The following is a 19,969-nucleotide window of genomic DNA, read 5'->3' on the forward strand; positions in this document are numbered from 1 at the left end:
AATTGGTTAGTATCGTTAAGATACAAAAGTATTTCGATGTAAGCAACTTAATGGTGTTCAAAGATTATTTTCTTTTTAAAGGACAGTGTGAACAGGAGGGACGAATGGAATTCAAAAGGACGATGATATTGATCCCCGCCCTATTCGCTTTATATCTAATTTTTTCAATCAGGCCGTAGTAAATCCAGTTGCGGAGCAAGAATTTATCTCTTTAGCGACTTCTTTACTCGTTTTTGGTCATTCTCAGAATAGGCATTATTGTCAGCAGTCAAACAATGGCCAGATTATTCGCCTAAAGCAATTACTTTAGTTGGGTTTAAGAATGACGTGATAGAGTTGATTGAACAAAATACTTGTTTAATTCATGTGTTTTCTGTCGATTCAAAGGCTGGGTTAGTGGTCAATTTAAAGGAATTTGCTCGGGATATGAGTGATGAATTTGGAAAAATATTAAACATCACCTGCTTTTGAGCGTGTTTTTCTACGTTAGAAAAAATGAATAACTCGTATCTTTATCCCTATGACCGACATTCAGAAAAGATTTGACCGTATCCTTGCTATTTATATGCACCTGCAAGCAAAGCCTGTGGTGACTGCCGCTGCGCTGGCAGAAAAATATGAAGTAAGTCTGCGGACCATCTATCGCGATATCCGCTCCCTCATGCAGGCGGGAATACCTATTTATGGCGAAGCAGGAAATGGCTATTCCTTGGTCGAAGGATATAAAATGCCGCCCCTGCAATTTAGCCGCGAGGAAGCCCTGAGTTTTGTCGCTGCTGAAAAATTGGTTGAGAAGTATACAGATAAGAATCTCGCCCACCATTTTACGACAGCTATGCTCAAGATGAAGGCTATTTTGAGAGGGAATGAAAAGGAACATGTTGCTTTGTTGGGTGACAATTTTCTTGTTCGAGGCGGCCGCCATCAGTTCAATGAGAAATTGACCCATGGTACAAATACACTTATAGAAAGTATAGCGGAAAAAAAATGTGTGGAAATTTATTATTCCAAACCGTCAGACAAAACACCAGAAAAACGGGAGATTGAGGCGGTGGGTATTTTTGTGGAAAGTAAGTTTTGGTATGTCCTTGCTTATTGTAAACTCCGCAATGACTACCGGCAATTTCGTCTGGACCGGATCAGCAATATCCGGAAGCTCGCTGATGGTTTTGGAAAAGAACACCCCGAACTTTCTTTTTTTCTGAATAAACGGCACGAGATGCCAACAACTAAAGTGGTAGTTCAGGTGAACAGAGAGATGGCGAGGTATATGGAATGGGATCGTCATTACTTTGGATTTCAAAAGGAAGTAGTTACTGACAGTTATGTTGAAATGCACTTTGAAAGCATCCATGTTGAGCGTGGATTTGCACGCTGGTACATGATGTTTGCCGATAAAGGAAAGATTATAGAGCCGGAATCGCTAAAAGGAACCGTAAAGCAATTGCTGGAGGCAGCACTCGAACAGGTTTAATCTGAGTTTAGGGGGCTTGGGGCTCCCTCTGTCGGATTGCTAAAAAAGGTACCTGTCCGGAATTTTGGATGCAATCCGAACAAGTACCTTATATAATAACAAGGTCTAAGATATTAATGATAATAAATTGGCAGGTTGCCAATAATATGTAGAGCGTCTGCAACCAGTAATACTAAAATCTCCGATCTCATCTAACAATTAATCCCGTTCCCAGAAAAACGGTGGTTGGACACCAAGCAGACGTAGGTATACAAATCCTTGACCACGGTGGTGGATTTCGTTGTCAATGAAATAGAGTATGCTGTGAATAATCGGTGACTTGTATTGACCAAATAAGTTAAATTCTTCGGAGAAGCGTTCTTCCGAAATTTTGTCAAATAGTGCGCTGATCTGCGGAGTAGCTTCATCCCAGGCTTGCAACAATTGCGCTTTGGTTGTATAGTTGAATTTCTCGTTAAGTTCACCGCTTTCGTTAGCGACAATTTCCTGTAGACCGGGAACCGCGATACCCAAAAGCTCCTGGATCATTTCGGCAAATGTCCGCATGCCTTCTACTTTATACGTGAAAAGTGCTTCTTCCGGAAATTTTTCGATCGTTTGTCTTGTTAAATTTCTGTGGCCCAACCAATGTGCAAGCAGCTCGTTCTTGGAAATGATTTCTGTTTTCATGATTATCGTATTTTAAGTGTTCAAATTTTTATCTGGATGAATTGTCTTCGATTATTAAGACAGTTCAAAATTAGCCGGAGATATGACAGCAGTATGGCAGTAGAGAAAATGAAATCTTGTTTTTTTATTTTTTTGGTGAATGAATTGTGCGGTGTGGTGTGAGTTGTCTGATCGGGAGAATAAAACCAGCGTAAGGAGGAAATTAGAAAACAAAAAAAATAATTCACTAATTATTTGACAGTTATAAAAATGTTTGTAACTTTGCAGTCCCTTAATGGGAATAGTGTGTCTTGAGCGAAGCCCTACTGCTTCGAAGGACTTTTAATTAATTAATTTACAACATGTCAGGTATTATTGGAAAAAAAGTAGGAATGACAAGCCTGTTTAACGCTGAAGGAAAGAATATTCCTTGTACAGTGATTCAGGCTGGGCCGTGCGTGGTTACGCAGATACGTACGGAAGAAAAGGACGGCTACTCGGCAATTCAACTTGGTTTCGATGAAGCTAAGGAGAAAAACACGACAGCTCCTTTGAAAGGGCACTTTGCGAAAGCAAACACAACGCCTAAGCGTAAGTTGGTAGAGTTTAAAACTTTCCCAGATGCAAAACAACTTGGTGACGTAGTTGACGTTACACTTTTCGAGGAGGGCGAATTCGTAGATGTAGTCGGTACTTCAAAAGGTAAAGGTTTCCAAGGTGTAATGAAACGTCATGGATTTGGTGGTGTAGGTGGTGCGACTCACGGTCAGCACAACAGATTACGTGCTCCAGGTTCATTAGGTGCTTCATCATGGCCTTCACGCGTATTTAAAGGTATGCGCATGGCTGGTCGTACAGGTGGTGACAGAGTTAAAGTTCAAAACTTACAGGTGTTGAAAGTTTACGCTGAGCAAAACCTTATCGTTGTTAGTGGTTCCATTCCAGGAGCTAAAGGTTCTTATGTAATCGTAGACAAATAGTAGAGATGGAAGTTAAAGTTTTAAATTTATCAGGTAAAGAAACAGGTGCCAAGGTGCAACTTCCTGAGTCGGTATTTGGGTTAGAGCCTAACGATCATGCGATCTATTTGGATGTGAAACAATACTTAGCGAACCAACGCCAGGGAACTCACAAATCTAAACAACGTAATGAAATCGCGGGTTCAACTCGTAAATTACACAAACAAAAAGGTACTGGTGGTGCTCGTGCGGGTTCTATCAAATCTCCATTGTTTAATGGTGGTGGTCGTGTATTCGGTCCTCAACCTCGTGACTACTCGTTCAAATTGAATAAAAAATTGAAACAAGTAGCTCGTAAATCAGCGTTGTCATACAAAGCAAAAGATAATAACATTGTAGTATTGGATGAAGTAAAATTCGATGCGATCAAAACTAAAAACTATGTTGCTTTAATAAATGCGTTGAACGTAGCTGATGAGAAAACCTTATTGGTATTGCCAGCTTACGATGAAATTGTTTATAAATCAAGCAGAAACTTGAAAAAAGCAAAAGTTATTGTTGCTTCTGATTTGAATACATACGATGTATTAAATGCAACAAAATTATTGTTAACAACAGATTCTGTTAAAACTTTGGAGGAAGCATTAGCTAAGTAATATGGAAATTATCAAAAAACCTATCTTGACTGAGAAAGCTTCTATCTTAACGGAGAAATTAAACCGTTACGCTTTCAAAGTAGATCACAGAGCAAACAAAATCCAGATTAAATCAGCTGTTGAAGCTATGTTCGGTGTGACAGTTCTTGCTGTAAACACTGCAGTTGTAGCAGGTAAAGCGAAAAGCCGTTACACAAAAGCAGGTTTCGTATCTGGTAGAGCTCCTAAGTATAAAAAAGCTATCATTACGATTAAAGATGGCGAAACTATTGACTTTTACAGTACTATATAATTTAAGATGGCAGTTAAAAGATTCAAACCGGTAACCCCTGGTACTCGTTTCAGAATAGGCGCAGATTATTCTGATGTTACTACAAACGTTCCTGAAAAATCGTTAGTAGTAAAAATCAACAAGAAATCAGGTGGTCGTAATAACTCCGGTAAAATGACTATGCGTTATCTCGGTGGGGGACATAAAAAAGTATACCGATTAATTGATTTCAAACGCGATAAAAAAGATATCCCTGCAAAAGTAGCTACTATTGAGTACGATCCAAACCGTACTGCTCGTATTGCATTGTTGCACTACGCTGATGGTGAAAAACGCTACATCATTGCTCCAGCTGGTTTACAAGTTGGTCAAACTGTAGTTGCAGGAGATAAAGTTGCCCCAGAAGTTGGTAATACATTACCATTAGCAAACATTCCATTGGGTTCTATCATCCACAACATTGAATTAAATCCTGGTCAAGGTGGTTCAATTGCTCGTTCGGCTGGTACTTATGCTCAATTGTCTGCTCGTGATGGTAAATATGCCATCATCAAATTGCCTTCAGGCGAAACACGTATGATCTTATTGACTTGTGTTGCTACAATTGGTTCAGTATCGAACCATGAAAGATCTAACCAAGTGTTAGGTAAAGCAGGTCGCAAACGTTGGTTAGGTCGTCGTCCAAGAGTTCGTGGTGTTGCGATGAACCCAGTAGATCACCCAATGGGTGGTGGTGAAGGCCGTACTTCAGGAGGTCACCCACGCTCACGTACAGGTGTATTAGCTAAAGGCTTCAAAACACGTTACAAGAAGAAAACATCGAATCGTTACATCATTGAGAGAAGGAAAAAATAATGGCTCGTTCAATTAAAAAAGGTCCTTATATCGATCACAACTTAGAAAGAAAAGTTCTTTCTATGAATGAAACTAACAAAAAGTCAGTTATCAAAACATGGTCTCGTAGATCAATGATTTCACCTGATTTTGTTGGCCATACCTTCGCAGTGCACAACGGGAATAAATTTATCCCTGTTTATGTAACAGAAAATATGGTAGGTCACAAGCTTGGTGAATTCGCGCCTACGCGTACATTCAGAGGCCACGCAGAAAAGAAAAAATAATAGGTAATGGAAGCAACAAAAAAACTTAAAAAGTCTGTCTTAATTAGACAACGCAAAGAGCAAGAGAAAGCTCAACAAGGTGGAGCTTCGGATGCCAAATTATTGAACTGCCCTACTTCGCCTCGTAAGATGCGTTTAGTGGTAGACTTAATTCGTGGCCAGCGTGTTGAAAATGCATTATACATTTTGAAACACTCTAGTAAAGAAGCTGCTGCTCGTGTAGAAAAATTATTATTATCTGCAATCAAAAACTGGGAAGCCAAAAACGAAGGTAAATCAGTGGAAGAAAGCGAACTAATTGTAAAAGAAGTATCAGTAGGTGGCGGTCGTCAATTGAAAAGATTACGTCCAGCTCCTCAAGGTCGCGGATACAGAGTTCGTAAACGTTCAAATCACGTTACGTTGGTAGTTGATAGCAAATTAAACGTTGAACAAAACTAATTTATTGAGAAATGGGACAAAAAGCAAATCCAATAGGTAGCAGATTAGGAATCATCAAAGGTTGGGATTCTAACTGGTTCGGAGGTAAAAACTATTCCGATAAATTAGTTGAAGACGAAAAAATCAGAAAATATCTTTCTGTTCGTATTGCAAAAGGTGGTGTAGCTAAAGTTGTTATCGAAAGAACTTTAAAACGTATCACTGTTACAATTCACACTGCTCGTCCAGGTATCGTTATCGGAAAAGGTGGTCAAGAAGTTGACAAGATCAAAGAAGAGTTGAAAAAACTGACTAAAAAGGATGTTCAAATCAACATTTTCGAGATCAAACGCCCTGAGTTAGATGCTAAGTTAGTAGCTGAAGGTGTCGCTAAGCAATTAGAGGCGCGTATTTCATTCCGTCGTGCAATGAAAACTTCAATCGCTTCTACGATGCGTATGGGTGCAGAAGGTATCAAAATCATGTGTTCAGGTCGTTTAGGTGGTGCTGAAATGGCACGTACTGAACAATACAAAGAAGGAAGAACTCCTTTACACACATTGCGTGCTGATATCGACTACGCTTTAGCTGAAGCATTGACTACATACGGTAAAATCGGTATCAAAGTTTGGATCTGTAAAGGTGAGGTTTACGGTAAACGTGACTTATCTCCAAACATTGGTCAAGCATCTGGTGTAAAATCACGTGGCAACCACGAAGGTGGTGGCGAACGTCGTGACAACCGTAACAAAGGTGGTCGCGGTGGAAACAACCGTGGTGGAAACAACCGTGGTGGAAATAACCGTGGTCCGAAAAAAGATTAATAGAGTTTATTTAGATTACAACAAAAACCTGCTGAAGAAGCAGATTTAAAAAGTATACGAACATGTTACAGCCAAAAAGAACGAAGTTCAGAAAGATGCAGAAAGGCCGCATGAAAGGTAACGCTTCTCGTGGAGCGGAGTTAGCTTTCGGTTCTTTCGGTATCAAAACAATGGAGCAAGCATGGATCACTAGCCGTCAAATCGAGGCAGCTCGTATTGCGGTTACACGTTATATGAAACGTGAAGGTCAAGTTTGGATTCGTATTTTCCCTGACAAACCTGTTACGAAAAAACCTGCAGAGGTACGTATGGGTAAAGGTAAGGGTGCTCCAGAATACTGGGTAGCAGTAGTACGCCCAGGCCGTATGTTATTTGAAGCAGAAGGTGTGCCTTTGGAAATTGCCAAAGAAGCTTTACGCCTTGCAGCTCAAAAACTTCCGGTTCAAACTAAGTTTGTGATTCGTAGAGACTACGTTGAAGCATAAAAATCTTGGTAATGTCATCATTTAAGCGTTAGGGCCGTTACCCCTAACGCTATATATAAACAGATGATAACCCAAATAACAACTGAAAAAACATGAAAAATTCAGAAATTTTAGAATTATCTAATGAGGACTTAGCAGCTCGTCTTGTAGAGGAGAAAGCAGCCCTTACAAAATTGAAATTTGCACATGCTGTTTCAGCTATTGAGAACCCTAACGTGATCAAAGCAGCACGCAAAACTATCGCTCGTATCAGTACAGAGATCAGTGCACGCAAAGCTGCAGCTAAAAACGAAACAGCCTCTGAGGCGTAAAATTTAAAGTCGAAATGGAAAGAAATTTAAGAAAAACAAGAATCGGCTTAGTAGTTAGCAACAAAATGGACAAGTCTATCGTCGTGGCTGTTGAACGTAAAGTAAAACACCCTATCTATGGTAAGTTCGTTAAAAAAACTACTAAATTTAAAGCTCATGACGAAACTAATACCTGCGGTATCGGCGACACGGTATTAATCATGGAAACTCGTCCGCTGAGTAAAACAAAAAACTGGAGATTAGTTGAAATTATAGAAAGAGCTAAATAACATGGTACAACAAGAATCAAGACTTAATGTAGCTGACAATAGCGGTGCTAAAGAAGTTTTAGTAATCCGTGTATTGGGCGGTACGCGTAAGCGTTATGCATCAATCGGAGATAAGATTGTTGTATCGGTGAAAAGCGCTATGCCTTCAGGAAACGTGAAAAAAGGTTCCGTTTCTAAAGCAGTAGTAGTTAGAACGAAAAAAGAAATCCGTCGTAAAGATGGTTCTTATATCCGTTTTGATGACAACGCCGCTGTATTATTAAATAATAATGATGAGCCACGTGGCTCACGTATCTTTGGCCCTGTTGCCAGAGAATTGCGTGAGAAACAGTTCATGAAAATTGTATCACTAGCACCGGAGGTTTTATAATTATGGCAATCAAGAAAACAAAAACGACTACGCACAAAATCAAAATTAAAAAAGGTGATTTAGTGAAAGTTATCGCTGGTAACTCTAAAGGTGTTCAAGGAAAAGTATTAACTGTTTTAGTGGATAAAAATAGAGCTATCGTTGAAGGCGCTAACATCGTAAAAAAACACACTAAACCAAGTGCAGCTAATCCTAATGGTGGTATCATTGAGAAAGAAGCTGGTATTCACATCTCTAATTTAGCTGTTATCGATCCTAAAACAGGTGAAACTACCCGTGTAGGCCGTAAGTTAAATGCAGATGGTAAATTAGTTCGTTACGCTAAAAAATCAGGGGAGGAAATTAAATAATGACTTACGTACCAAGATTAAAAGTGAAATATGCGGAGGAAATCCGTAAAGCACTTCAAGAAAAATTTCAGTATAAAAGTATTATGCAGGTTCCCAAACTTGAGAAAATCGTTGTTTCACAAGGCGTAGGAGCTGCAACAGCTGACAAAAAATTAATCGATAACGCTATCGCTGAATTGACTTTAATTACAGGTCAACAAGCCGTTGCTACGAAATCGAAAAAAGATATTTCAAACTTTAAATTACGTAAAGGTATGCCTGTAGGGGCACGTGTTACTTTACGTGATAACAACATGTTCGAATTCTTGGATCGTTTGGTAGCCGTATCGCTTCCACGTATTCGTGACTTCCGCGGTATCAACGATAAAGGTTTCGACGGACGTGGTAACTATAACTTAGGTATCACTGAACAAATCATTTTCCCTGAGATCAACATTGATAAAATCAACAAGATCCAAGGTATGGATATCACTTTTGTGACTTCTGCTCAAAATGATGTTGAAGCTTTAGAATTGTTGAAGCAATTCGGTTTACCATTTAAAAATCAAAATACTAATAACAATGGCTAAAGAAGGATTAAAAGCACGCGAAGTAAAACGCGCTAAATTGGTAGCTAAATATGCGGCAAAACGTGCAGAATTAAAAGCTGCTGGCGATTACGTTGCATTAGATAAATTACCTAAAAATGCTTCTCCGGTACGTTTACACAACCGTTGTAAATTGACTGGTCGTCCTAAAGGATATATGCGTCAATTCGGTATCTCTCGTGTAACTTTCCGTGAGATGGCTTTAGATGGCAAGATCCCAGGGGTGAAAAAAGCTTCTTGGTAATTTAAAAAAAATACTTAATTTTGCCCGGGCAATTCTACATAGGATTGCCGGGTTTTTGCATTTTAAAATTGTTTAACAGATAGCAGGTCCCAGACCAATGGTTGGGAGGGAAACCGCTGTCGCAAATTTCATATATAATGACTACAGATCCAATTGCGGATTACCTTACACGAGTAAGGAATGCCATCAAGGCCAACCACAGGGTTGTTGAAATTCCTGCATCGAACCTTAAAAAAGAAATTACTAAAGTTCTTTTTGACAAAGGTTACATTGCTAATTACAAATTCGATGAGAATGGCGTACAGGGTACGATCAAAATCGCATTGAAATATAACCCAATTAGCAAAATTCCGGCTATTCGTACGTTGACACGTGTGAGTAAACCTGGTTTAAGAAAGTATGCAAGTGTTGAAACTATGCCTCGTGTTTTGAATGGTTTAGGTATCGCTATCTTGTCAACATCTAAAGGTGTAATGACAGACAAAGAAGCTAGACTTCAAAATGTTGGTGGCGAGGTTTTATGTTACGTTTATTAATCTAGGTAAAAACACAAAGAAATGTCAAGAATTGGAAAAGCGCCTATCGCTATCCCTGCAGGGGTAACTGTTACTATTTCAGACAAAAACTTAGTATCAGTAAAAGGTCCTAAAGGCGAATTAACACAACAAGTTGATCGTGACATCAATGTTGCTCAAGAAGAAGGTAACATCGTCGTAACACGTCCAACTGATCAAAAGAAACACAAAGCATTACACGGTCTATACCGTTCCCTGTTGGCTAACATGGTTCAAGGTGTGACTGAAGGTTACAAAACTACGCAAGAGTTAGTCGGTGTAGGTTACCGTGCGACAAGTACTGGTAACGTATTAGAGTTAACTTTAGGTTTCTCTCACCAGATTGTCTTTGTATTGCCAAAAGAGGTTAAAGTATCAACTACTGCTGAAAAAGGTAAAAACCCTACAATCACTTTAGAATGTGCTGACAAACAATTGATCGGTCAGGTAGCGGCTAAAATCCGTGGCTTCCGTAAACCAGAACCTTACAAAGGAAAAGGTATCAAGTTTGAAGGTGAAGTGTTGAGAAGAAAAGCAGGTAAATCAGCTAAAAAATAATAATCATGGCAGGACAAAAAGCATCTCGTAGAGAGAGAATCAAAAAAGGAATCAGAAAAAACCTTGCTGGAACGTCTGAACGTCCACGTTTATCGGTTTTTAGAAGTAACAAAGGTATCTATGCACAAATCATTGACGATAATGCAGGTAAAACATTAGTTGCTGCATCTAGCTTGTCAAAAGAATTTGTTGCATCTGGTAACAAAGTTGAGCAGTCTAAAGCTGTAGGTAAATTGGTTGCTGAGAAAGCATTAGCAGCAGGTATTAATAAAGTAGTTTTTGACCGTAATGGGTACTTATACCATGGCCGTATCAAATCTTTGGCTGAAGGTGCTCGCGAAGGCGGTTTAGACTTTTAATCATAGAAAGAAATGGCATTAAGCAATATAAAAAGAGTAAAATCAAGCGAAATCGAATTAAAGGATCGCTTAGTAAGTATCCAACGTGTAGCGAAAGTTACTAAAGGTGGTCGTACTTTCAGCTTCTCTGCAATTGTTGTAGTAGGTGATGAAAACGGTATTGTTGGTTACGGTTTAGGTAAAGCTAAAGAGGTAACTGAGGCAATTACTAAAGGTATCGACGACGCTAAGAAAAATTTGGTGAAAGTTCCTGTAATCAAAGGTACTGTTCCTCACGAGCAATATGGTAAATATTCTGGTGGTTCAGTTTTGGTTAAACCAGCTATTGCCGGTACAGGAGTTTTGGCAGGTGGTGCAATGCGTGCAGTATTGGAGTCTGCTGGTATCAAAGACGTATTGGCTAAATCATTAGGTTCTTCTAACCCACACAACGTGGTAAAAGCAACTGTAACTGCTTTAGCAAACATGCGTGATGCATATACAGTGGCACAACACCGCGGTGTCGATTTGAATAAAGTATTTAACGGTTAATTATCATGGCAAAAATCAAAATCACCCAGATAAAGAGCGTTATCGACAGAAGCGAGCGCCAAAAGAAAACTATTGAGGCATTGGGTTTGAAAAGAATCAACCACTCAGTAGAAGTTGAAGCTACTCCAGCAATCATTGGAATGGTACGTAAAGTAAACCATTTAGTAGCTATCGAAACTATTTAATATTAGCATATGGAAGGGGTCTTTGGGCTCTTTCCATTACTTGTTATTAATAATAATTATTTTTTAATCGCTAGTACCTGTTTAGTGAGAGCGAAGGGCTAGCACAATTTAGTTTAAAAATGAACTTAAGTAATTTAAAACCTGCAAAAGGTGCAGTAAAAAGTAGCAAACGTATTGGCCGTGGTACTGGTTCTGGTCGTGGTGGTACTTCTACACGTGGTCACAAAGGGGCTGGTTCTCGTTCAGGTCACTCTACGAAAATTGGTTTCGAAGGTGGTCAGATGCCTTTGCAACGTCGTGTACCTAAATTTGGTTTCAAAAACATCAACCGTGTGGAGTACAATGGTGTCAACCTGGATACTTTGCAAGCGTTGATCGAGAAATTCAATTTGACAGCTGTAGATTTCGATGCATTGAAAGCTCATGGATTAGTGTCTAAAAATGACAAAGTAAAAATCTTGGGGCGCGGTGAATTGAAAGCTAAAGTTGAAGTAACAGCGCACGCGTTTACTGCTTCTGCTCAAAAAGCTATTGAAGCTGCAGGCGGTTCTATCGTTAAAATTTAATAAATGAAGAAACTAATCACAACCTTAACCAATATTTGGAAAATCGATGATTTACGTACGCGTATTCTAAATACCTTACTTTTTCTTTTGATTTACCGTATTGGATGTCACGTGGTATTACCAGGTGTAAATCCTCATGCTTTGGCTTCCGGTCAAAAAGAGGGTTTATTGGGCTTATTGGATATGTTTGCGGGGGGATCATTCTCTCGTTCGGCTATCTTTGCTTTAGGGGTAATGCCATATATCTCGGCATCCATTGTTGTTCAATTGCTGGGCATCGCGGTTCCTTACTTCCAAAAGATGCAGAAAGAAGGGGAAAGTGGTCGTCAAAAAATGAATCAGATTACTCGCTATTTAACATTAGGGATTACTTTGCTTCAGGCTTTTGCTTATGTACGTACTCAGATCGAGCCAAGTGCTAAAACAATCGCAGACCCATTGTTCACTATTCTGACTGCCATAGTTTTGACAGGCGGTACTTTATTTGTGATGTGGTTAGGAGAAAAAATTACGGATAAAGGTATCGGTAATGGTATTTCTTTGATCATCATGACTGGTATTATCGCTCAATTGCCAAGTGGTATCACTGCGGAATGGGTTTCTAGAATGGCGAAAGGTGGTGGTGGTCCAATTCCATTGTTGCTTGAATTTGTAGCTTTGTTCTTCGTCGTGATCTTTACGATCTTGATCGTACAGGGGGTTCGTAAGATTCCTGTACAATACGCAAAGAAAATTGTTGGAAACAAGCAAGTCGGTGGAGTACGTCAGTATATACCTTTAAAGGTAAATGCTGCAGGTGTAATGCCGATCATTTTTGCACAGGCGATCATGTTTGTGCCAATGAGTTTAGGACAGTTCTTCCCAAATCTTCAGTCGGAATTTTTGACTTCGTTGAGTAACTATACTTCTGTAGCGTACAACGTGACTTTTGCGGTGTTAATTATCGCATTTACTTTCTTCTATACAGCGATCATGGTTAATCCACAACAGATGTCAGATGACATGAAGAAAAACGGAGGTTTTGTTCCGGGTATTAAACCGGGATTGGAAACTAGTAATTTTATAGACCGCGTAATATCAAATATTACATTTCCAGGTGCAATTTTCTTAGCGATTATTGCTATTCTGCCTGCTATTGCAAGTTTGTTTGGTATTAATAATCAATTTGCACACTTCTACGGAGGTACGTCCTTATTGATTTTAGTGGGTGTGGTGTTGGATACTTTGCAACAGATCGAATCTCATTTATTGATGCGTCATTACGATGGATTGATGAAAACAGGTCGTATTAAAGGTCGTTCGGCCGCGTCTGTTGAGGGAATGGATCATTCGGCAATTTAATTTCTTTAGATGTCTAAAGTATTTTATAAGTCAGCAGATGATATAGAGCAATTGCGGAAGTCAGCAGATGTGCTTTCGCAATTGCTTGGTGAAATCGCAAAAGTGATTAAACCTGGGGTAAAAACTATATCTCTTGATAAATTAGCTTATGAGTATATTCATGATAATGGCGGTACGCCGGCGTTCTTAAATTACCATGGATTTCCATACTCTTTGTGTATCTCTGTCAACGATCAGATTGTGCACGGTTTTCCCAGCGATTATGAAATTAAAGATGGTGATCTTGTTTCAGTCGACGGGGGGGTCAATTTGAACGGTTTTATCAGTGATTCAGCTTACACTTTCGGTGTCGGTGAGATTTCTGAGGAAGCCCAATTGTTGTTGGATGTCACAAAGGAATCATTGTACAAAGGTGTTGAACAGGCTGTGGCCGGTAAACGTGTTGGGGATATTTCCTCTGCAGTCCAAGAGTACGTGAGCAAATTCGGTTTTGGAATTGTGCGCGAATTGGTCGGACATGGCGTTGGATATCATTTACATGAAAAACCAGAAGTTCCAAATTATGGAAAACGTGGTGCAGGCCCGAAGTTGGAAGAAGGTTTGGTTATTTGTATCGAGCCGATGATCAATGCGGGACGTGCGGGTGTTCGTTTTTGGGACGATGGTTGGACAGTAAGTACAGTAGATGGGAAATTATCGGCGCACTTCGAACAGATGGTTGCTATCCGAAAAGGAGAACCAGATGTGTTGCTGACATTCGAACATGTAGAGAAAGTTTTGAGTAAAAAGTAGTTGGTTTTCAATTATTTTTATTTATCTTTGCACTCCTGTTCGCAGGCTTTTAAATTAAATTTAATCGAGAATATATGGCTAAACAAGCCTCAATAGAACAAGACGGTATAATTAGAGAGGCACTTTCTAATGCTATGTTTAGGGTAGAATTGGAAAATGGGCATGAAATCATTGCCCATATTTCTGGTAAAATGCGTATGCACTATATCAAAATTTTACCTGGGGATAAAGTTAAATTGGAAATGTCTCCGTATGATTTGACTAAGGGAAGGATTACTTACCGCTATAAATAGTCGTAAGCCCTTTAATTAGCGCAAGCTTTTGAAAAAATAAATATCATGAAAGTAAGAGCATCAATAAAAAAACGTAGCGCGGACTGTAAGATCATCCGTCGTAAAGGTAAAGTTTTTGTAATCAACAAAAAGAACCCGAAGTTTAAACAACGTCAGGGTTAATTCATTAAAAATAATAGCTTAATATTATATGGCAAGGATAGCAGGTATTGATTTACCTAAAAACAAAAGAGGTGTGATCGGCCTTACCTATATTTTTGGTATCGGTCGTACAAGAGCTCAATATATCTTGGAAAAAGCTGGTATCAGCGAAGATGTGAAGGTACAAGAGTGGAATGATGAACAATTGGCAGCAATTCGTAGCATCATCAACGATGAATTGAAAGTAGAAGGTGCATTGCGTTCAGAAATCCAATTGAACATCAAACGTTTAATGGATATCGGTTGTTACCGTGGATTGCGTCACCGTAAACACTTACCGGTTCGTGGTCAACGTACTAAAAACAACTCACGTACTCGTAAAGGTAAACGTAAGACAGTTGCAAACAAGAAAAAAGCTACTAAATAATAAATAAGAAATGGCTAAAACTAAAAAAGCTGCAAAAAAGCGTATCGTTGTTATCGAACCTGTTGGTCAGGCTCACATTAACGCAACGTTTAACAATATCATTGTAACTTTGACTAATAACCAAGGACAAACTATTTCTTGGTCTAGTGCCGGTAAAATGGGGTTCCGTGGTTCAAAAAAGAATACTCCATATGCTGCTGGTCAAGCTGCGCAAGACTGTGGAAAAGTTGCTCATGACTTGGGCTTACGCAAAGTTGAAGTGTTTGTTAAAGGACCTGGTGCTGGTCGCGAATCTGCAATCAGAACATTACAAACTGTAGGAATCGATGTGACTACTATTAAAGATATCACACCACTTCCTCACAACGGTTGTCGTCCTCCAAAACGCAGAAGAGTTTAATTAATTTAAAGATAAGATTCATCGGCTATAGGCTGATAGATACTTTAATTGTAAAAGAAAATGGCTAGATATACAGGACCTAAGTCCAAAATTGCCCGTAAATTTAGAGAGCCGATCTTCGGCCCTGATAAAGCGTTAGAAAAGAAAAATTACCCTCCTGGACAACACGGAGCTTCTAAACGCAGAGGTAAACAATCTGAATATGCTATTCAGTTGTTAGAAAAACAAAAAGCAAAATACACTTACGGTGTATTAGAGCGTCAATTCGCAAACCTATTTGTTAAAGCTTCCTCTAAACAAGGTATTACAGGCGAGATCTTCTTGAAATTATTAGAAGCTCGCTTGGACAACGTAGTTTACCGTTTAGGTATCGCTACATCTCGTGCCGCTGCTCGTCAGTTGGTATCTCACAAACACATTACTGTTAACGGAAGTGTTGTTAACATTCCATCATATAGCTTGCGTCCAGGTGACGTTGTAGCAGTTCGTGAACGTTCTCAAACTCTTGAAGCCATCACAAATTCAGTTGCAGGTCGTACTGTAAACAAATTTTCTTGGTTAGAGTGGAATGCGAAAGAATTGACAGGTACTTTCTTAAGCTATCCAGAAAGATCTGATATTCCTGAAAACATCAAAGAGAACTTAATCGTTGAGTTATACTCTAAATAATAAATAAAATAGAAGTATGCATAGTCCATTTTTGGGGTATGCATCTTTCTGTTGTATTACAATTATTATTACAAATAAAACATTAAAAGAAAATAAATGGCAATTTTAGCATTTCAAAGACCGGATAAAGTTATCATGCAAAAATCTACGGATTTTGATGGTACGTTTGAATTTCGTCCATTGGAGCCTGGTTTTGGTGTAACCATTGGTAATGCTTTGCGCCGTATTCTATTGTCCTCGTTAGAAGGATATGCAATTACGTCGATAAGGTTTTCTGGCGTTTCGCACGAATTTTCAACGATCAAAGGTGTTGTTGAAGACGTAACTGAGATTATCTTGAACTTGAAACAGATCCGTTTCAAAAAAACAGGTGAGATTGGCGACAACGAAAAGGTATTTGTAGTAATCAATGGTCAAGAGCAATTCTTAGCTGGTGATATCACAAAATTCTCTAATAACTTTACTGTCTTAAATCCAGACTTAGTAATCTGTAACATGGATAACGCAGTGACAATTGAATTGGAATTGAGTATTGCTAAAGGTCGTGGATATGTAAATGCAGATGAGAATAAAGTGACTGACGCGCCAGTAGGTGTTATCGCTATCGATTCGATCTTTACTCCGATCAAGAATGTTAAATATACCATTGAGAATTACCGTGTAGAGCAAAAAACTGACTACGAGAAATTGTTGTTGGACATTTCTACAGATGGCTCAATTCACCCCGAAGAAGCTTTGAAAGAGGCTGCTAAGATCTTAATTCAACACTTTATCTTATTCTCCGATGAGAATATGCTTCTTGAGTCTCAAACAAAAGAAGAAACTAAAGTTGTCGATGAGGAGATCTTGCACATGCGTAAGATTCTGAAAACGGAATTAGTGGATCTTGACCTTTCAGTGCGTGCATTGAATTGTTTGAAAGCTGCTGATATTCGTACGTTAGCTGAGTTGGTAACTTACGACGTAGCTGATATGTTGAAATTCAGAAACTTCGGTAAAAAATCGTTAAGCGAAATCCAGGAATTGGTTAAATCTAAAGGTTTATCATTCGGAATGAACTTAGCGAAATATAAATTAGACGAAGAATAATAATTTATTAAGCGACCACTATATGTAATTCCTCTTGACATGGATTGCGGGATAAGATGAGCATTGCTTTTAAAAGTCTAGCAATCTAGTTAAAACAAGAACGGTATATATAGTATAATAAAATCAAAATGAGACACGGAAAAAAAGTAAATCACTTAGGCCGTACGGATAGCCATAGAAAAGCAATGTTGGCTAACATGGCAACATCATTAATCCTACACAAACGTATCACTACGACTTTAGCTAAAGCTAAAGCATTGCGTACATACGTTGAGCCTTTGATTACTAAATCTAAAAACGACACAACACACTCTCGTCGTACAGTATTCGCTTACTTAAAAGATAAAGACGCAGTTTCTATCTTGTTCCGCGAAATTTCTGAAAAAGTGGCTAACCGTCCAGGTGGTTACACCCGTATCATCAAAATGGAAAACCGTTTGGGTGATAACGCAGAAATGGCTTTCATCGAGCTAGTTGATTACAACGAAATCTACGGTAAAAAAGCTGCTGCTGCTGAGAAAAAAGCTACTCGTCGTCGTGGTGGTGCTAAAAAAGCTGCTGCTCCTGCTGAGACTGAAGCTCCTGCTGAAGTAAAAGCTGAAGTAGAAGGTGAAGAAAAAGTTGACGGAGAATAATATTGATCCCGTTACAAATAAAAAAGTCCTCTTTTTAAGAGGACTTTTTTTATTTTATGACCATTCCTACCGTTTTAACTGATATATTTGTAATGCTAAAATCTGATAGCTTTTTCTATTACTAGCTATTTCGTTTATCAATCTATAATTCATTAAGATGAAACCATTTGATGTTTATCCCATTAATCCCATTAACATAGTTAAAGCTAATGGATCTACGGTGTGGGATGCCGAAGGAAATGCTTATTTGGACTTGTATGGTGGCCATGCCGTGATATCGATCGGACACACGCATCCACGTTATGTACAACGTATTACAGAACAGTTGAATCGTATCGGATTCTATTCTAATTCTGTTGAAATTCCAATTCAGCGTGAACTTGCGCGATTGCTTGGCGAAGTATCTGGTAAGGTTGATTATGACTTATTCCTTTGTAATTCGGGCGCAGAAGCGAATGAAAATGCTTTGAAGCTTGCTTCTTTCTATAATAAGAGAAAAAAAGTAATCGCGTTCTCTAAATCGTTTCATGGTAGAACATCGCTGGCTGTAGCTGCGACCGACAATCCAAGTATTGTTGCGCCTGTCAATGAGACTGACAACGTCGTTTTTCTTCCGTTCAATGATGGGGAAGCACTAAAGGATGCATTTTCAGCTTATGGCACAGAAATTTCTTCTGTTATTATCGAAAGTATTCAGGGCGTTGGTGGAATTAGAGAAGCGTCCGTTACCTTTCTTCAATTGATCCGCTCACTTTGCGACCAATATAATGCGGTATTTATTGCGGATGAGGTGCAATGCGGCTATGGTCGGACAGGTTTGTTCTATGCGCAGGATTATTCTGGAGTAGATGCGGATATTTATACCATGGCCAAAGGGATGGGAAATGGTTTTCCTATCGGGGCAATAAGTATCTCTCCTAAGTTTAAAGCTTCCCACGGTAGTTTAGGGACAACCTTTGGTGGCAACCATTTGGCCTGTGCAGCGGCTTTGGCTGTTTTGGAGGTCATTCAACAAGATCGTTTGATGGAGAATGCGAATGCTGTAGGACAGTATCTCATTGACGAATTAAAGCGAATTGAAGAGATCGTAGAAGTGAGAGGAAGGGGATTGATGATCGGAATCGAGCTTCCTGCATCTTTGGGACATGTAAAGAAAGATCTTTTGTTAAAGAATCGTATTTTTACGGGGGAGGCTAAACCTTATGTTATTCGATTGCTTCCAGCATTGAATATTACAAAAGAACATGCTGATCAATTTTTATTGGCATTAAAAGAACATATAAAGGCGGCTGTAGTCGCTTAACGATAATTAGATGAAATAATAAGGGTGACTTCCTCCTGTAAGGTGGAATCTATCTGAATTGTTTCTTCAGCATAAATAAACAAAGCGGGTAGCACAAAGCATTGTGTCCTAGAAAAGGCTCGCATAAATGATTTATATAGATGAAAAAGTTTTTCTCTGTAAAAGACGTATCCAGTGTAGCAGACGTTGTCCAAGAGGCGTTAGCGCTAAAAGCGGCACCTTATGATAATCAAGATCTTGGTAAACATAAGACCTTGGGTCTTGTATTTTTGAACCCTAGTTTGCGTACACGTCTGAGTACCCAAAAAGCGGCGATGAACTTGGGTATGAATGTGATGGTTATGAACATGGACAAGGATGGCTGGGCGTTGGAGACACAGGATGGTGTCGTGATGAACGGCAGTACTGTTGAACATATCCGTGAGGCAGCAGCCGTCATGGGTGAATATTGTGATATCCTTGGCTTACGGTCTTTTCCGAAGTTAAAAGATCGAGAAGAAGATTACAGTGAGGATCTATTCAACAAATTTATTAAATATTGTGGTGTACCTGTTGTTTCGCTTGAAAGTGCAACACGCCATCCATTACAAAGTTTAACGGATATCATAACGATCACTGAACATAAGAAGACGGCGAAACCAAAGGTTGTATTGGCTTGGGCTCCGCATGTGAAAGCTTTGCCACAAGCTGTGCCGAATTCCTTTGCAGAGTGGATGTGTAAGGCACAAGAAGAAGGACTTGTCGAGTTTACTATCGCGCAACCTATGGGTTATGAACTGAGCAAGGATTTTACAAAAGGAGCGACAATTTCAACAAATCTAAATGAAAGTCTGAAAGACGCTGATTTTGTTTATGTGAAAAACTGGTCATCCTATCAGGAGTATGGCGAGGTATATACGGTAGATGAGGATTGGATGATGGATAACGAGAAACTGTCTTTGACAAATGATGCGAAGGTCATGCATTGTTTGCCTGTAAGGCGGGATCTGGAGTTGTCATCCGAGATTTTGGATGGACCAAACTCCTTGGTGATTAAGGAAGCAAGTAATCGTGTCTGGGCGGCGCAGGTTGTTTTAAAACGAATGCTGGAAGATCTAGTCTAAGAACGGTCTTTTTGATTATTGAGAAACTATTTTT

General features: G+C 39.2%; 34 protein-coding genes. 33 read left to right on the plus strand and 1 reads right to left on the minus strand.

Annotated features, from left to right (window positions below):
• Nucleotides 1-258 precede the first annotated feature (258 nt).
• Complete coding sequence (locus D7322_RS29245) at nucleotides 259-471, plus strand: DUF2750 domain-containing protein (RefSeq protein WP_121124470.1); 213 nt, start codon at nucleotides 259-261, stop codon at nucleotides 469-471.
• Nucleotides 472-520: 49 nt separating this feature from the next.
• On the plus strand, nucleotides 521-1,474 hold the full coding sequence (locus D7322_RS12025) for a helix-turn-helix transcriptional regulator (RefSeq protein WP_121124471.1): 954 nt from the start codon (nucleotides 521-523) through the stop codon (nucleotides 1,472-1,474).
• 198 nt (nucleotides 1,475-1,672) lie between these two features.
• On the opposite strand, the gene D7322_RS12030 is transcribed toward D7322_RS12025, so the two are convergent.
• A complete protein-coding gene (locus D7322_RS12030) occupies nucleotides 1,673-2,143 on the minus strand; it encodes a DinB family protein (protein ID WP_121124472.1) in 471 nt (156 codons plus the stop codon).
• Between the two features lie 341 nt (nucleotides 2,144-2,484).
• Here D7322_RS12030 and rplC point away from each other — a divergent pair, with 341 nt between their 5' ends.
• The 31 genes from rplC (at nucleotide 2,485) to D7322_RS12185 (ending at nucleotide 19,935) form a co-directional block, all read left to right on the plus strand.
• The gene (rplC, locus tag D7322_RS12035) at nucleotides 2,485-3,102 is read left to right on the plus strand and encodes a 50S ribosomal protein L3 (RefSeq protein ID WP_077438124.1); all 618 of its coding nucleotides are present in this window, start codon (nucleotides 2,485-2,487) and stop codon (nucleotides 3,100-3,102) included.
• A gap of 5 nt (nucleotides 3,103-3,107) precedes the next feature.
• Nucleotides 3,108-3,737: a 50S ribosomal protein L4 gene (gene rplD, locus D7322_RS12040; protein ID WP_070570413.1), complete on the plus strand. Its 630-nt coding sequence runs from the start codon at nucleotides 3,108-3,110 to the stop codon at nucleotides 3,735-3,737.
• Between the two features lies 1 nt (nucleotide 3,738).
• The gene (gene rplW / locus D7322_RS12045; protein WP_077438123.1) at nucleotides 3,739-4,029 is read left to right on the plus strand and encodes a 50S ribosomal protein L23; all 291 of its coding nucleotides are present in this window, start codon (nucleotides 3,739-3,741) and stop codon (nucleotides 4,027-4,029) included.
• Nucleotides 4,030-4,035: 6 nt separating this feature from the next.
• The gene (rplB, locus tag D7322_RS12050; protein WP_077438122.1) at nucleotides 4,036-4,863 is read left to right on the plus strand and encodes a 50S ribosomal protein L2; all 828 of its coding nucleotides are present in this window, start codon (nucleotides 4,036-4,038) and stop codon (nucleotides 4,861-4,863) included.
• Nucleotides 4,863-5,129: a 30S ribosomal protein S19 gene (gene rpsS, locus D7322_RS12055; RefSeq protein ID WP_002997495.1), complete on the plus strand. Its 267-nt coding sequence runs from the start codon at nucleotides 4,863-4,865 to the stop codon at nucleotides 5,127-5,129. Before rplB ends, rpsS begins: the two co-directional genes overlap by 1 nt.
• A gap of 6 nt (nucleotides 5,130-5,135) precedes the next feature.
• On the plus strand, nucleotides 5,136-5,570 hold the full coding sequence (gene rplV / locus D7322_RS12060) for a 50S ribosomal protein L22 (RefSeq protein WP_077438121.1): 435 nt from the start codon (nucleotides 5,136-5,138) through the stop codon (nucleotides 5,568-5,570).
• Nucleotides 5,571-5,581: 11 nt separating this feature from the next.
• Nucleotides 5,582-6,373 (plus strand): 30S ribosomal protein S3, encoded by a 792-nt coding sequence (gene rpsC, locus D7322_RS12065; protein WP_077438120.1) that lies wholly within the window; start codon nucleotides 5,582-5,584, stop codon nucleotides 6,371-6,373.
• Nucleotides 6,374-6,435: 62 nt separating this feature from the next.
• Nucleotides 6,436-6,858, plus strand: a complete 423-nt coding sequence (rplP, locus tag D7322_RS12070) for a 50S ribosomal protein L16 (protein WP_046674870.1) — start codon at nucleotides 6,436-6,438, stop codon at nucleotides 6,856-6,858.
• Nucleotides 6,859-6,950: 92 nt separating this feature from the next.
• Nucleotides 6,951-7,169, plus strand: a complete 219-nt coding sequence (gene rpmC, locus D7322_RS12075; RefSeq protein ID WP_077438119.1) for a 50S ribosomal protein L29 — start codon at nucleotides 6,951-6,953, stop codon at nucleotides 7,167-7,169.
• Between the two features lie 14 nt (nucleotides 7,170-7,183).
• On the plus strand, nucleotides 7,184-7,438 hold the full coding sequence (rpsQ, locus tag D7322_RS12080) for a 30S ribosomal protein S17 (protein WP_028071573.1): 255 nt from the start codon (nucleotides 7,184-7,186) through the stop codon (nucleotides 7,436-7,438).
• Between the two features lies 1 nt (nucleotide 7,439).
• Nucleotides 7,440-7,808, plus strand: a complete 369-nt coding sequence (rplN, locus tag D7322_RS12085) for a 50S ribosomal protein L14 (RefSeq protein ID WP_104385212.1) — start codon at nucleotides 7,440-7,442, stop codon at nucleotides 7,806-7,808.
• 2 nt (nucleotides 7,809-7,810) lie between these two features.
• The gene (rplX, locus tag D7322_RS12090; RefSeq protein WP_104385211.1) at nucleotides 7,811-8,158 is read left to right on the plus strand and encodes a 50S ribosomal protein L24; all 348 of its coding nucleotides are present in this window, start codon (nucleotides 7,811-7,813) and stop codon (nucleotides 8,156-8,158) included.
• Nucleotides 8,158-8,727: a 50S ribosomal protein L5 gene (gene rplE / locus D7322_RS12095; RefSeq protein ID WP_046674875.1), complete on the plus strand. Its 570-nt coding sequence runs from the start codon at nucleotides 8,158-8,160 to the stop codon at nucleotides 8,725-8,727. The genes rplX and rplE overlap by 1 nt, the downstream gene beginning before the upstream one ends.
• Nucleotides 8,720-8,989: a 30S ribosomal protein S14 gene (gene rpsN / locus D7322_RS12100; RefSeq protein WP_028071569.1), complete on the plus strand. Its 270-nt coding sequence runs from the start codon at nucleotides 8,720-8,722 to the stop codon at nucleotides 8,987-8,989. Before rplE ends, rpsN begins: the two co-directional genes overlap by 8 nt.
• A gap of 137 nt (nucleotides 8,990-9,126) precedes the next feature.
• Nucleotides 9,127-9,525, plus strand: coding sequence for a 30S ribosomal protein S8 (gene rpsH / locus D7322_RS12105; RefSeq protein ID WP_077438117.1), 399 nt, complete (start codon nucleotides 9,127-9,129; stop codon nucleotides 9,523-9,525).
• Between the two features lie 21 nt (nucleotides 9,526-9,546).
• Complete coding sequence (rplF, locus tag D7322_RS12110; protein ID WP_077438116.1) at nucleotides 9,547-10,101, plus strand: 50S ribosomal protein L6; 555 nt, start codon at nucleotides 9,547-9,549, stop codon at nucleotides 10,099-10,101.
• A gap of 5 nt (nucleotides 10,102-10,106) precedes the next feature.
• Nucleotides 10,107-10,460, plus strand: coding sequence for a 50S ribosomal protein L18 (gene rplR / locus D7322_RS12115; protein WP_077438115.1), 354 nt, complete (start codon nucleotides 10,107-10,109; stop codon nucleotides 10,458-10,460).
• Between the two features lie 12 nt (nucleotides 10,461-10,472).
• Nucleotides 10,473-10,991, plus strand: a complete 519-nt coding sequence (rpsE, locus tag D7322_RS12120; RefSeq protein ID WP_121124473.1) for a 30S ribosomal protein S5 — start codon at nucleotides 10,473-10,475, stop codon at nucleotides 10,989-10,991.
• A 5-nt stretch (nucleotides 10,992-10,996) separates the two neighbouring features.
• A complete protein-coding gene (gene rpmD, locus D7322_RS12125) occupies nucleotides 10,997-11,176 on the plus strand; it encodes a 50S ribosomal protein L30 (RefSeq protein ID WP_045753985.1) in 180 nt (59 codons plus the stop codon).
• A gap of 119 nt (nucleotides 11,177-11,295) precedes the next feature.
• Nucleotides 11,296-11,742 carry a 50S ribosomal protein L15 gene (gene rplO / locus D7322_RS12130; RefSeq protein WP_121124474.1) on the plus strand — a complete coding sequence of 149 codons (447 nt, stop codon included), beginning with the start codon at nucleotides 11,296-11,298 and terminating at the stop codon, nucleotides 11,740-11,742.
• A gap of 3 nt (nucleotides 11,743-11,745) precedes the next feature.
• Complete coding sequence (secY, locus tag D7322_RS12135; RefSeq protein ID WP_046674882.1) at nucleotides 11,746-13,083, plus strand: preprotein translocase subunit SecY; 1,338 nt, start codon at nucleotides 11,746-11,748, stop codon at nucleotides 13,081-13,083.
• 9 nt (nucleotides 13,084-13,092) lie between these two features.
• Nucleotides 13,093-13,875: a type I methionyl aminopeptidase gene (map, locus tag D7322_RS12140; RefSeq protein WP_077438114.1), complete on the plus strand. Its 783-nt coding sequence runs from the start codon at nucleotides 13,093-13,095 to the stop codon at nucleotides 13,873-13,875.
• A 74-nt stretch (nucleotides 13,876-13,949) separates the two neighbouring features.
• Nucleotides 13,950-14,168, plus strand: a complete 219-nt coding sequence (infA, locus tag D7322_RS12145) for a translation initiation factor IF-1 (protein ID WP_002997456.1) — start codon at nucleotides 13,950-13,952, stop codon at nucleotides 14,166-14,168.
• A 45-nt stretch (nucleotides 14,169-14,213) separates the two neighbouring features.
• Nucleotides 14,214-14,330 (plus strand): type B 50S ribosomal protein L36, encoded by a 117-nt coding sequence (gene ykgO, locus D7322_RS12150; protein ID WP_013665024.1) that lies wholly within the window; start codon nucleotides 14,214-14,216, stop codon nucleotides 14,328-14,330.
• Between the two features lie 28 nt (nucleotides 14,331-14,358).
• Nucleotides 14,359-14,736 carry a 30S ribosomal protein S13 gene (rpsM, locus tag D7322_RS12155; RefSeq protein WP_077438113.1) on the plus strand — a complete coding sequence of 126 codons (378 nt, stop codon included), beginning with the start codon at nucleotides 14,359-14,361 and terminating at the stop codon, nucleotides 14,734-14,736.
• A gap of 10 nt (nucleotides 14,737-14,746) precedes the next feature.
• Complete coding sequence (rpsK, locus tag D7322_RS12160; RefSeq protein ID WP_046674885.1) at nucleotides 14,747-15,136, plus strand: 30S ribosomal protein S11; 390 nt, start codon at nucleotides 14,747-14,749, stop codon at nucleotides 15,134-15,136.
• A 60-nt stretch (nucleotides 15,137-15,196) separates the two neighbouring features.
• Nucleotides 15,197-15,805 (plus strand): 30S ribosomal protein S4, encoded by a 609-nt coding sequence (rpsD, locus tag D7322_RS12165; RefSeq protein WP_108636193.1) that lies wholly within the window; start codon nucleotides 15,197-15,199, stop codon nucleotides 15,803-15,805.
• A gap of 96 nt (nucleotides 15,806-15,901) precedes the next feature.
• Nucleotides 15,902-16,894 carry a DNA-directed RNA polymerase subunit alpha gene (locus D7322_RS12170; RefSeq protein ID WP_077438111.1) on the plus strand — a complete coding sequence of 331 codons (993 nt, stop codon included), beginning with the start codon at nucleotides 15,902-15,904 and terminating at the stop codon, nucleotides 16,892-16,894.
• Nucleotides 16,895-17,022: 128 nt separating this feature from the next.
• Nucleotides 17,023-17,529 (plus strand): 50S ribosomal protein L17, encoded by a 507-nt coding sequence (gene rplQ, locus D7322_RS12175; RefSeq protein WP_077438110.1) that lies wholly within the window; start codon nucleotides 17,023-17,025, stop codon nucleotides 17,527-17,529.
• A gap of 157 nt (nucleotides 17,530-17,686) precedes the next feature.
• Nucleotides 17,687-18,832: an aspartate aminotransferase family protein gene (locus tag D7322_RS12180; protein ID WP_121124475.1), complete on the plus strand. Its 1,146-nt coding sequence runs from the start codon at nucleotides 17,687-17,689 to the stop codon at nucleotides 18,830-18,832.
• Between the two features lie 140 nt (nucleotides 18,833-18,972).
• Nucleotides 18,973-19,935, plus strand: a complete 963-nt coding sequence (locus D7322_RS12185; RefSeq protein WP_120261726.1) for a Rossmann-fold NAD(P)-binding domain-containing protein — start codon at nucleotides 18,973-18,975, stop codon at nucleotides 19,933-19,935.
• Nucleotides 19,936-19,969: the final 34 nt, after the last annotated feature.

The sequence above is a fragment of the Sphingobacterium puteale genome (assembly GCF_003627955.1).
Lineage (GTDB): Bacteria > Bacteroidota > Bacteroidia > Sphingobacteriales > Sphingobacteriaceae > Sphingobacterium > Sphingobacterium puteale.

Bases quoted from the DNA above. Each gene is read 5' to 3' on its own strand.
- D7322_RS12025 (WP_121124471.1), top strand. From the start codon at position 521: ATGACCGACATTCAGAAAAGATTTGACCGTATCCTTGCTATTTATATG.
- D7322_RS12030 (WP_121124472.1), bottom strand. From the start codon at position 2,143: ATGAAAACAGAAATCATTTCCAAGAACGAGCTGCTTGCACATTGGTTG.
- rplC (WP_077438124.1), top strand. From the start codon at position 2,485: ATGTCAGGTATTATTGGAAAAAAAGTAGGAATGACAAGCCTGTTTAAC.
- rplD (WP_070570413.1), top strand. From the start codon at position 3,108: ATGGAAGTTAAAGTTTTAAATTTATCAGGTAAAGAAACAGGTGCCAAG.
- rplW (WP_077438123.1), top strand. From the start codon at position 3,739: ATGGAAATTATCAAAAAACCTATCTTGACTGAGAAAGCTTCTATCTTA.
- rplB (WP_077438122.1), top strand. From the start codon at position 4,036: ATGGCAGTTAAAAGATTCAAACCGGTAACCCCTGGTACTCGTTTCAGA.
- rpsS (WP_002997495.1), top strand. From the start codon at position 4,863: ATGGCTCGTTCAATTAAAAAAGGTCCTTATATCGATCACAACTTAGAA.
- rplV (WP_077438121.1), top strand. From the start codon at position 5,136: ATGGAAGCAACAAAAAAACTTAAAAAGTCTGTCTTAATTAGACAACGC.
- rpsC (WP_077438120.1), top strand. From the start codon at position 5,582: ATGGGACAAAAAGCAAATCCAATAGGTAGCAGATTAGGAATCATCAAA.
- rplP (WP_046674870.1), top strand. From the start codon at position 6,436: ATGTTACAGCCAAAAAGAACGAAGTTCAGAAAGATGCAGAAAGGCCGC.
- rpmC (WP_077438119.1), top strand. From the start codon at position 6,951: ATGAAAAATTCAGAAATTTTAGAATTATCTAATGAGGACTTAGCAGCT.
- rpsQ (WP_028071573.1), top strand. From the start codon at position 7,184: ATGGAAAGAAATTTAAGAAAAACAAGAATCGGCTTAGTAGTTAGCAAC.
- rplN (WP_104385212.1), top strand. From the start codon at position 7,440: ATGGTACAACAAGAATCAAGACTTAATGTAGCTGACAATAGCGGTGCT.
- rplX (WP_104385211.1), top strand. From the start codon at position 7,811: ATGGCAATCAAGAAAACAAAAACGACTACGCACAAAATCAAAATTAAA.
- rplE (WP_046674875.1), top strand. From the start codon at position 8,158: ATGACTTACGTACCAAGATTAAAAGTGAAATATGCGGAGGAAATCCGT.
- rpsN (WP_028071569.1), top strand. From the start codon at position 8,720: ATGGCTAAAGAAGGATTAAAAGCACGCGAAGTAAAACGCGCTAAATTG.
- rpsH (WP_077438117.1), top strand. From the start codon at position 9,127: ATGACTACAGATCCAATTGCGGATTACCTTACACGAGTAAGGAATGCC.
- rplF (WP_077438116.1), top strand. From the start codon at position 9,547: ATGTCAAGAATTGGAAAAGCGCCTATCGCTATCCCTGCAGGGGTAACT.
- rplR (WP_077438115.1), top strand. From the start codon at position 10,107: ATGGCAGGACAAAAAGCATCTCGTAGAGAGAGAATCAAAAAAGGAATC.
- rpsE (WP_121124473.1), top strand. From the start codon at position 10,473: ATGGCATTAAGCAATATAAAAAGAGTAAAATCAAGCGAAATCGAATTA.
- rpmD (WP_045753985.1), top strand. From the start codon at position 10,997: ATGGCAAAAATCAAAATCACCCAGATAAAGAGCGTTATCGACAGAAGC.
- rplO (WP_121124474.1), top strand. From the start codon at position 11,296: ATGAACTTAAGTAATTTAAAACCTGCAAAAGGTGCAGTAAAAAGTAGC.
- secY (WP_046674882.1), top strand. From the start codon at position 11,746: ATGAAGAAACTAATCACAACCTTAACCAATATTTGGAAAATCGATGAT.
- map (WP_077438114.1), top strand. From the start codon at position 13,093: ATGTCTAAAGTATTTTATAAGTCAGCAGATGATATAGAGCAATTGCGG.
- infA (WP_002997456.1), top strand. From the start codon at position 13,950: ATGGCTAAACAAGCCTCAATAGAACAAGACGGTATAATTAGAGAGGCA.
- ykgO (WP_013665024.1), top strand. From the start codon at position 14,214: ATGAAAGTAAGAGCATCAATAAAAAAACGTAGCGCGGACTGTAAGATC.
- rpsM (WP_077438113.1), top strand. From the start codon at position 14,359: ATGGCAAGGATAGCAGGTATTGATTTACCTAAAAACAAAAGAGGTGTG.
- rpsK (WP_046674885.1), top strand. From the start codon at position 14,747: ATGGCTAAAACTAAAAAAGCTGCAAAAAAGCGTATCGTTGTTATCGAA.
- rpsD (WP_108636193.1), top strand. From the start codon at position 15,197: ATGGCTAGATATACAGGACCTAAGTCCAAAATTGCCCGTAAATTTAGA.
- D7322_RS12170 (WP_077438111.1), top strand. From the start codon at position 15,902: ATGGCAATTTTAGCATTTCAAAGACCGGATAAAGTTATCATGCAAAAA.
- rplQ (WP_077438110.1), top strand. From the start codon at position 17,023: ATGAGACACGGAAAAAAAGTAAATCACTTAGGCCGTACGGATAGCCAT.
- D7322_RS12180 (WP_121124475.1), top strand. From the start codon at position 17,687: ATGAAACCATTTGATGTTTATCCCATTAATCCCATTAACATAGTTAAA.
- D7322_RS12185 (WP_120261726.1), top strand. From the start codon at position 18,973: ATGAAAAAGTTTTTCTCTGTAAAAGACGTATCCAGTGTAGCAGACGTT.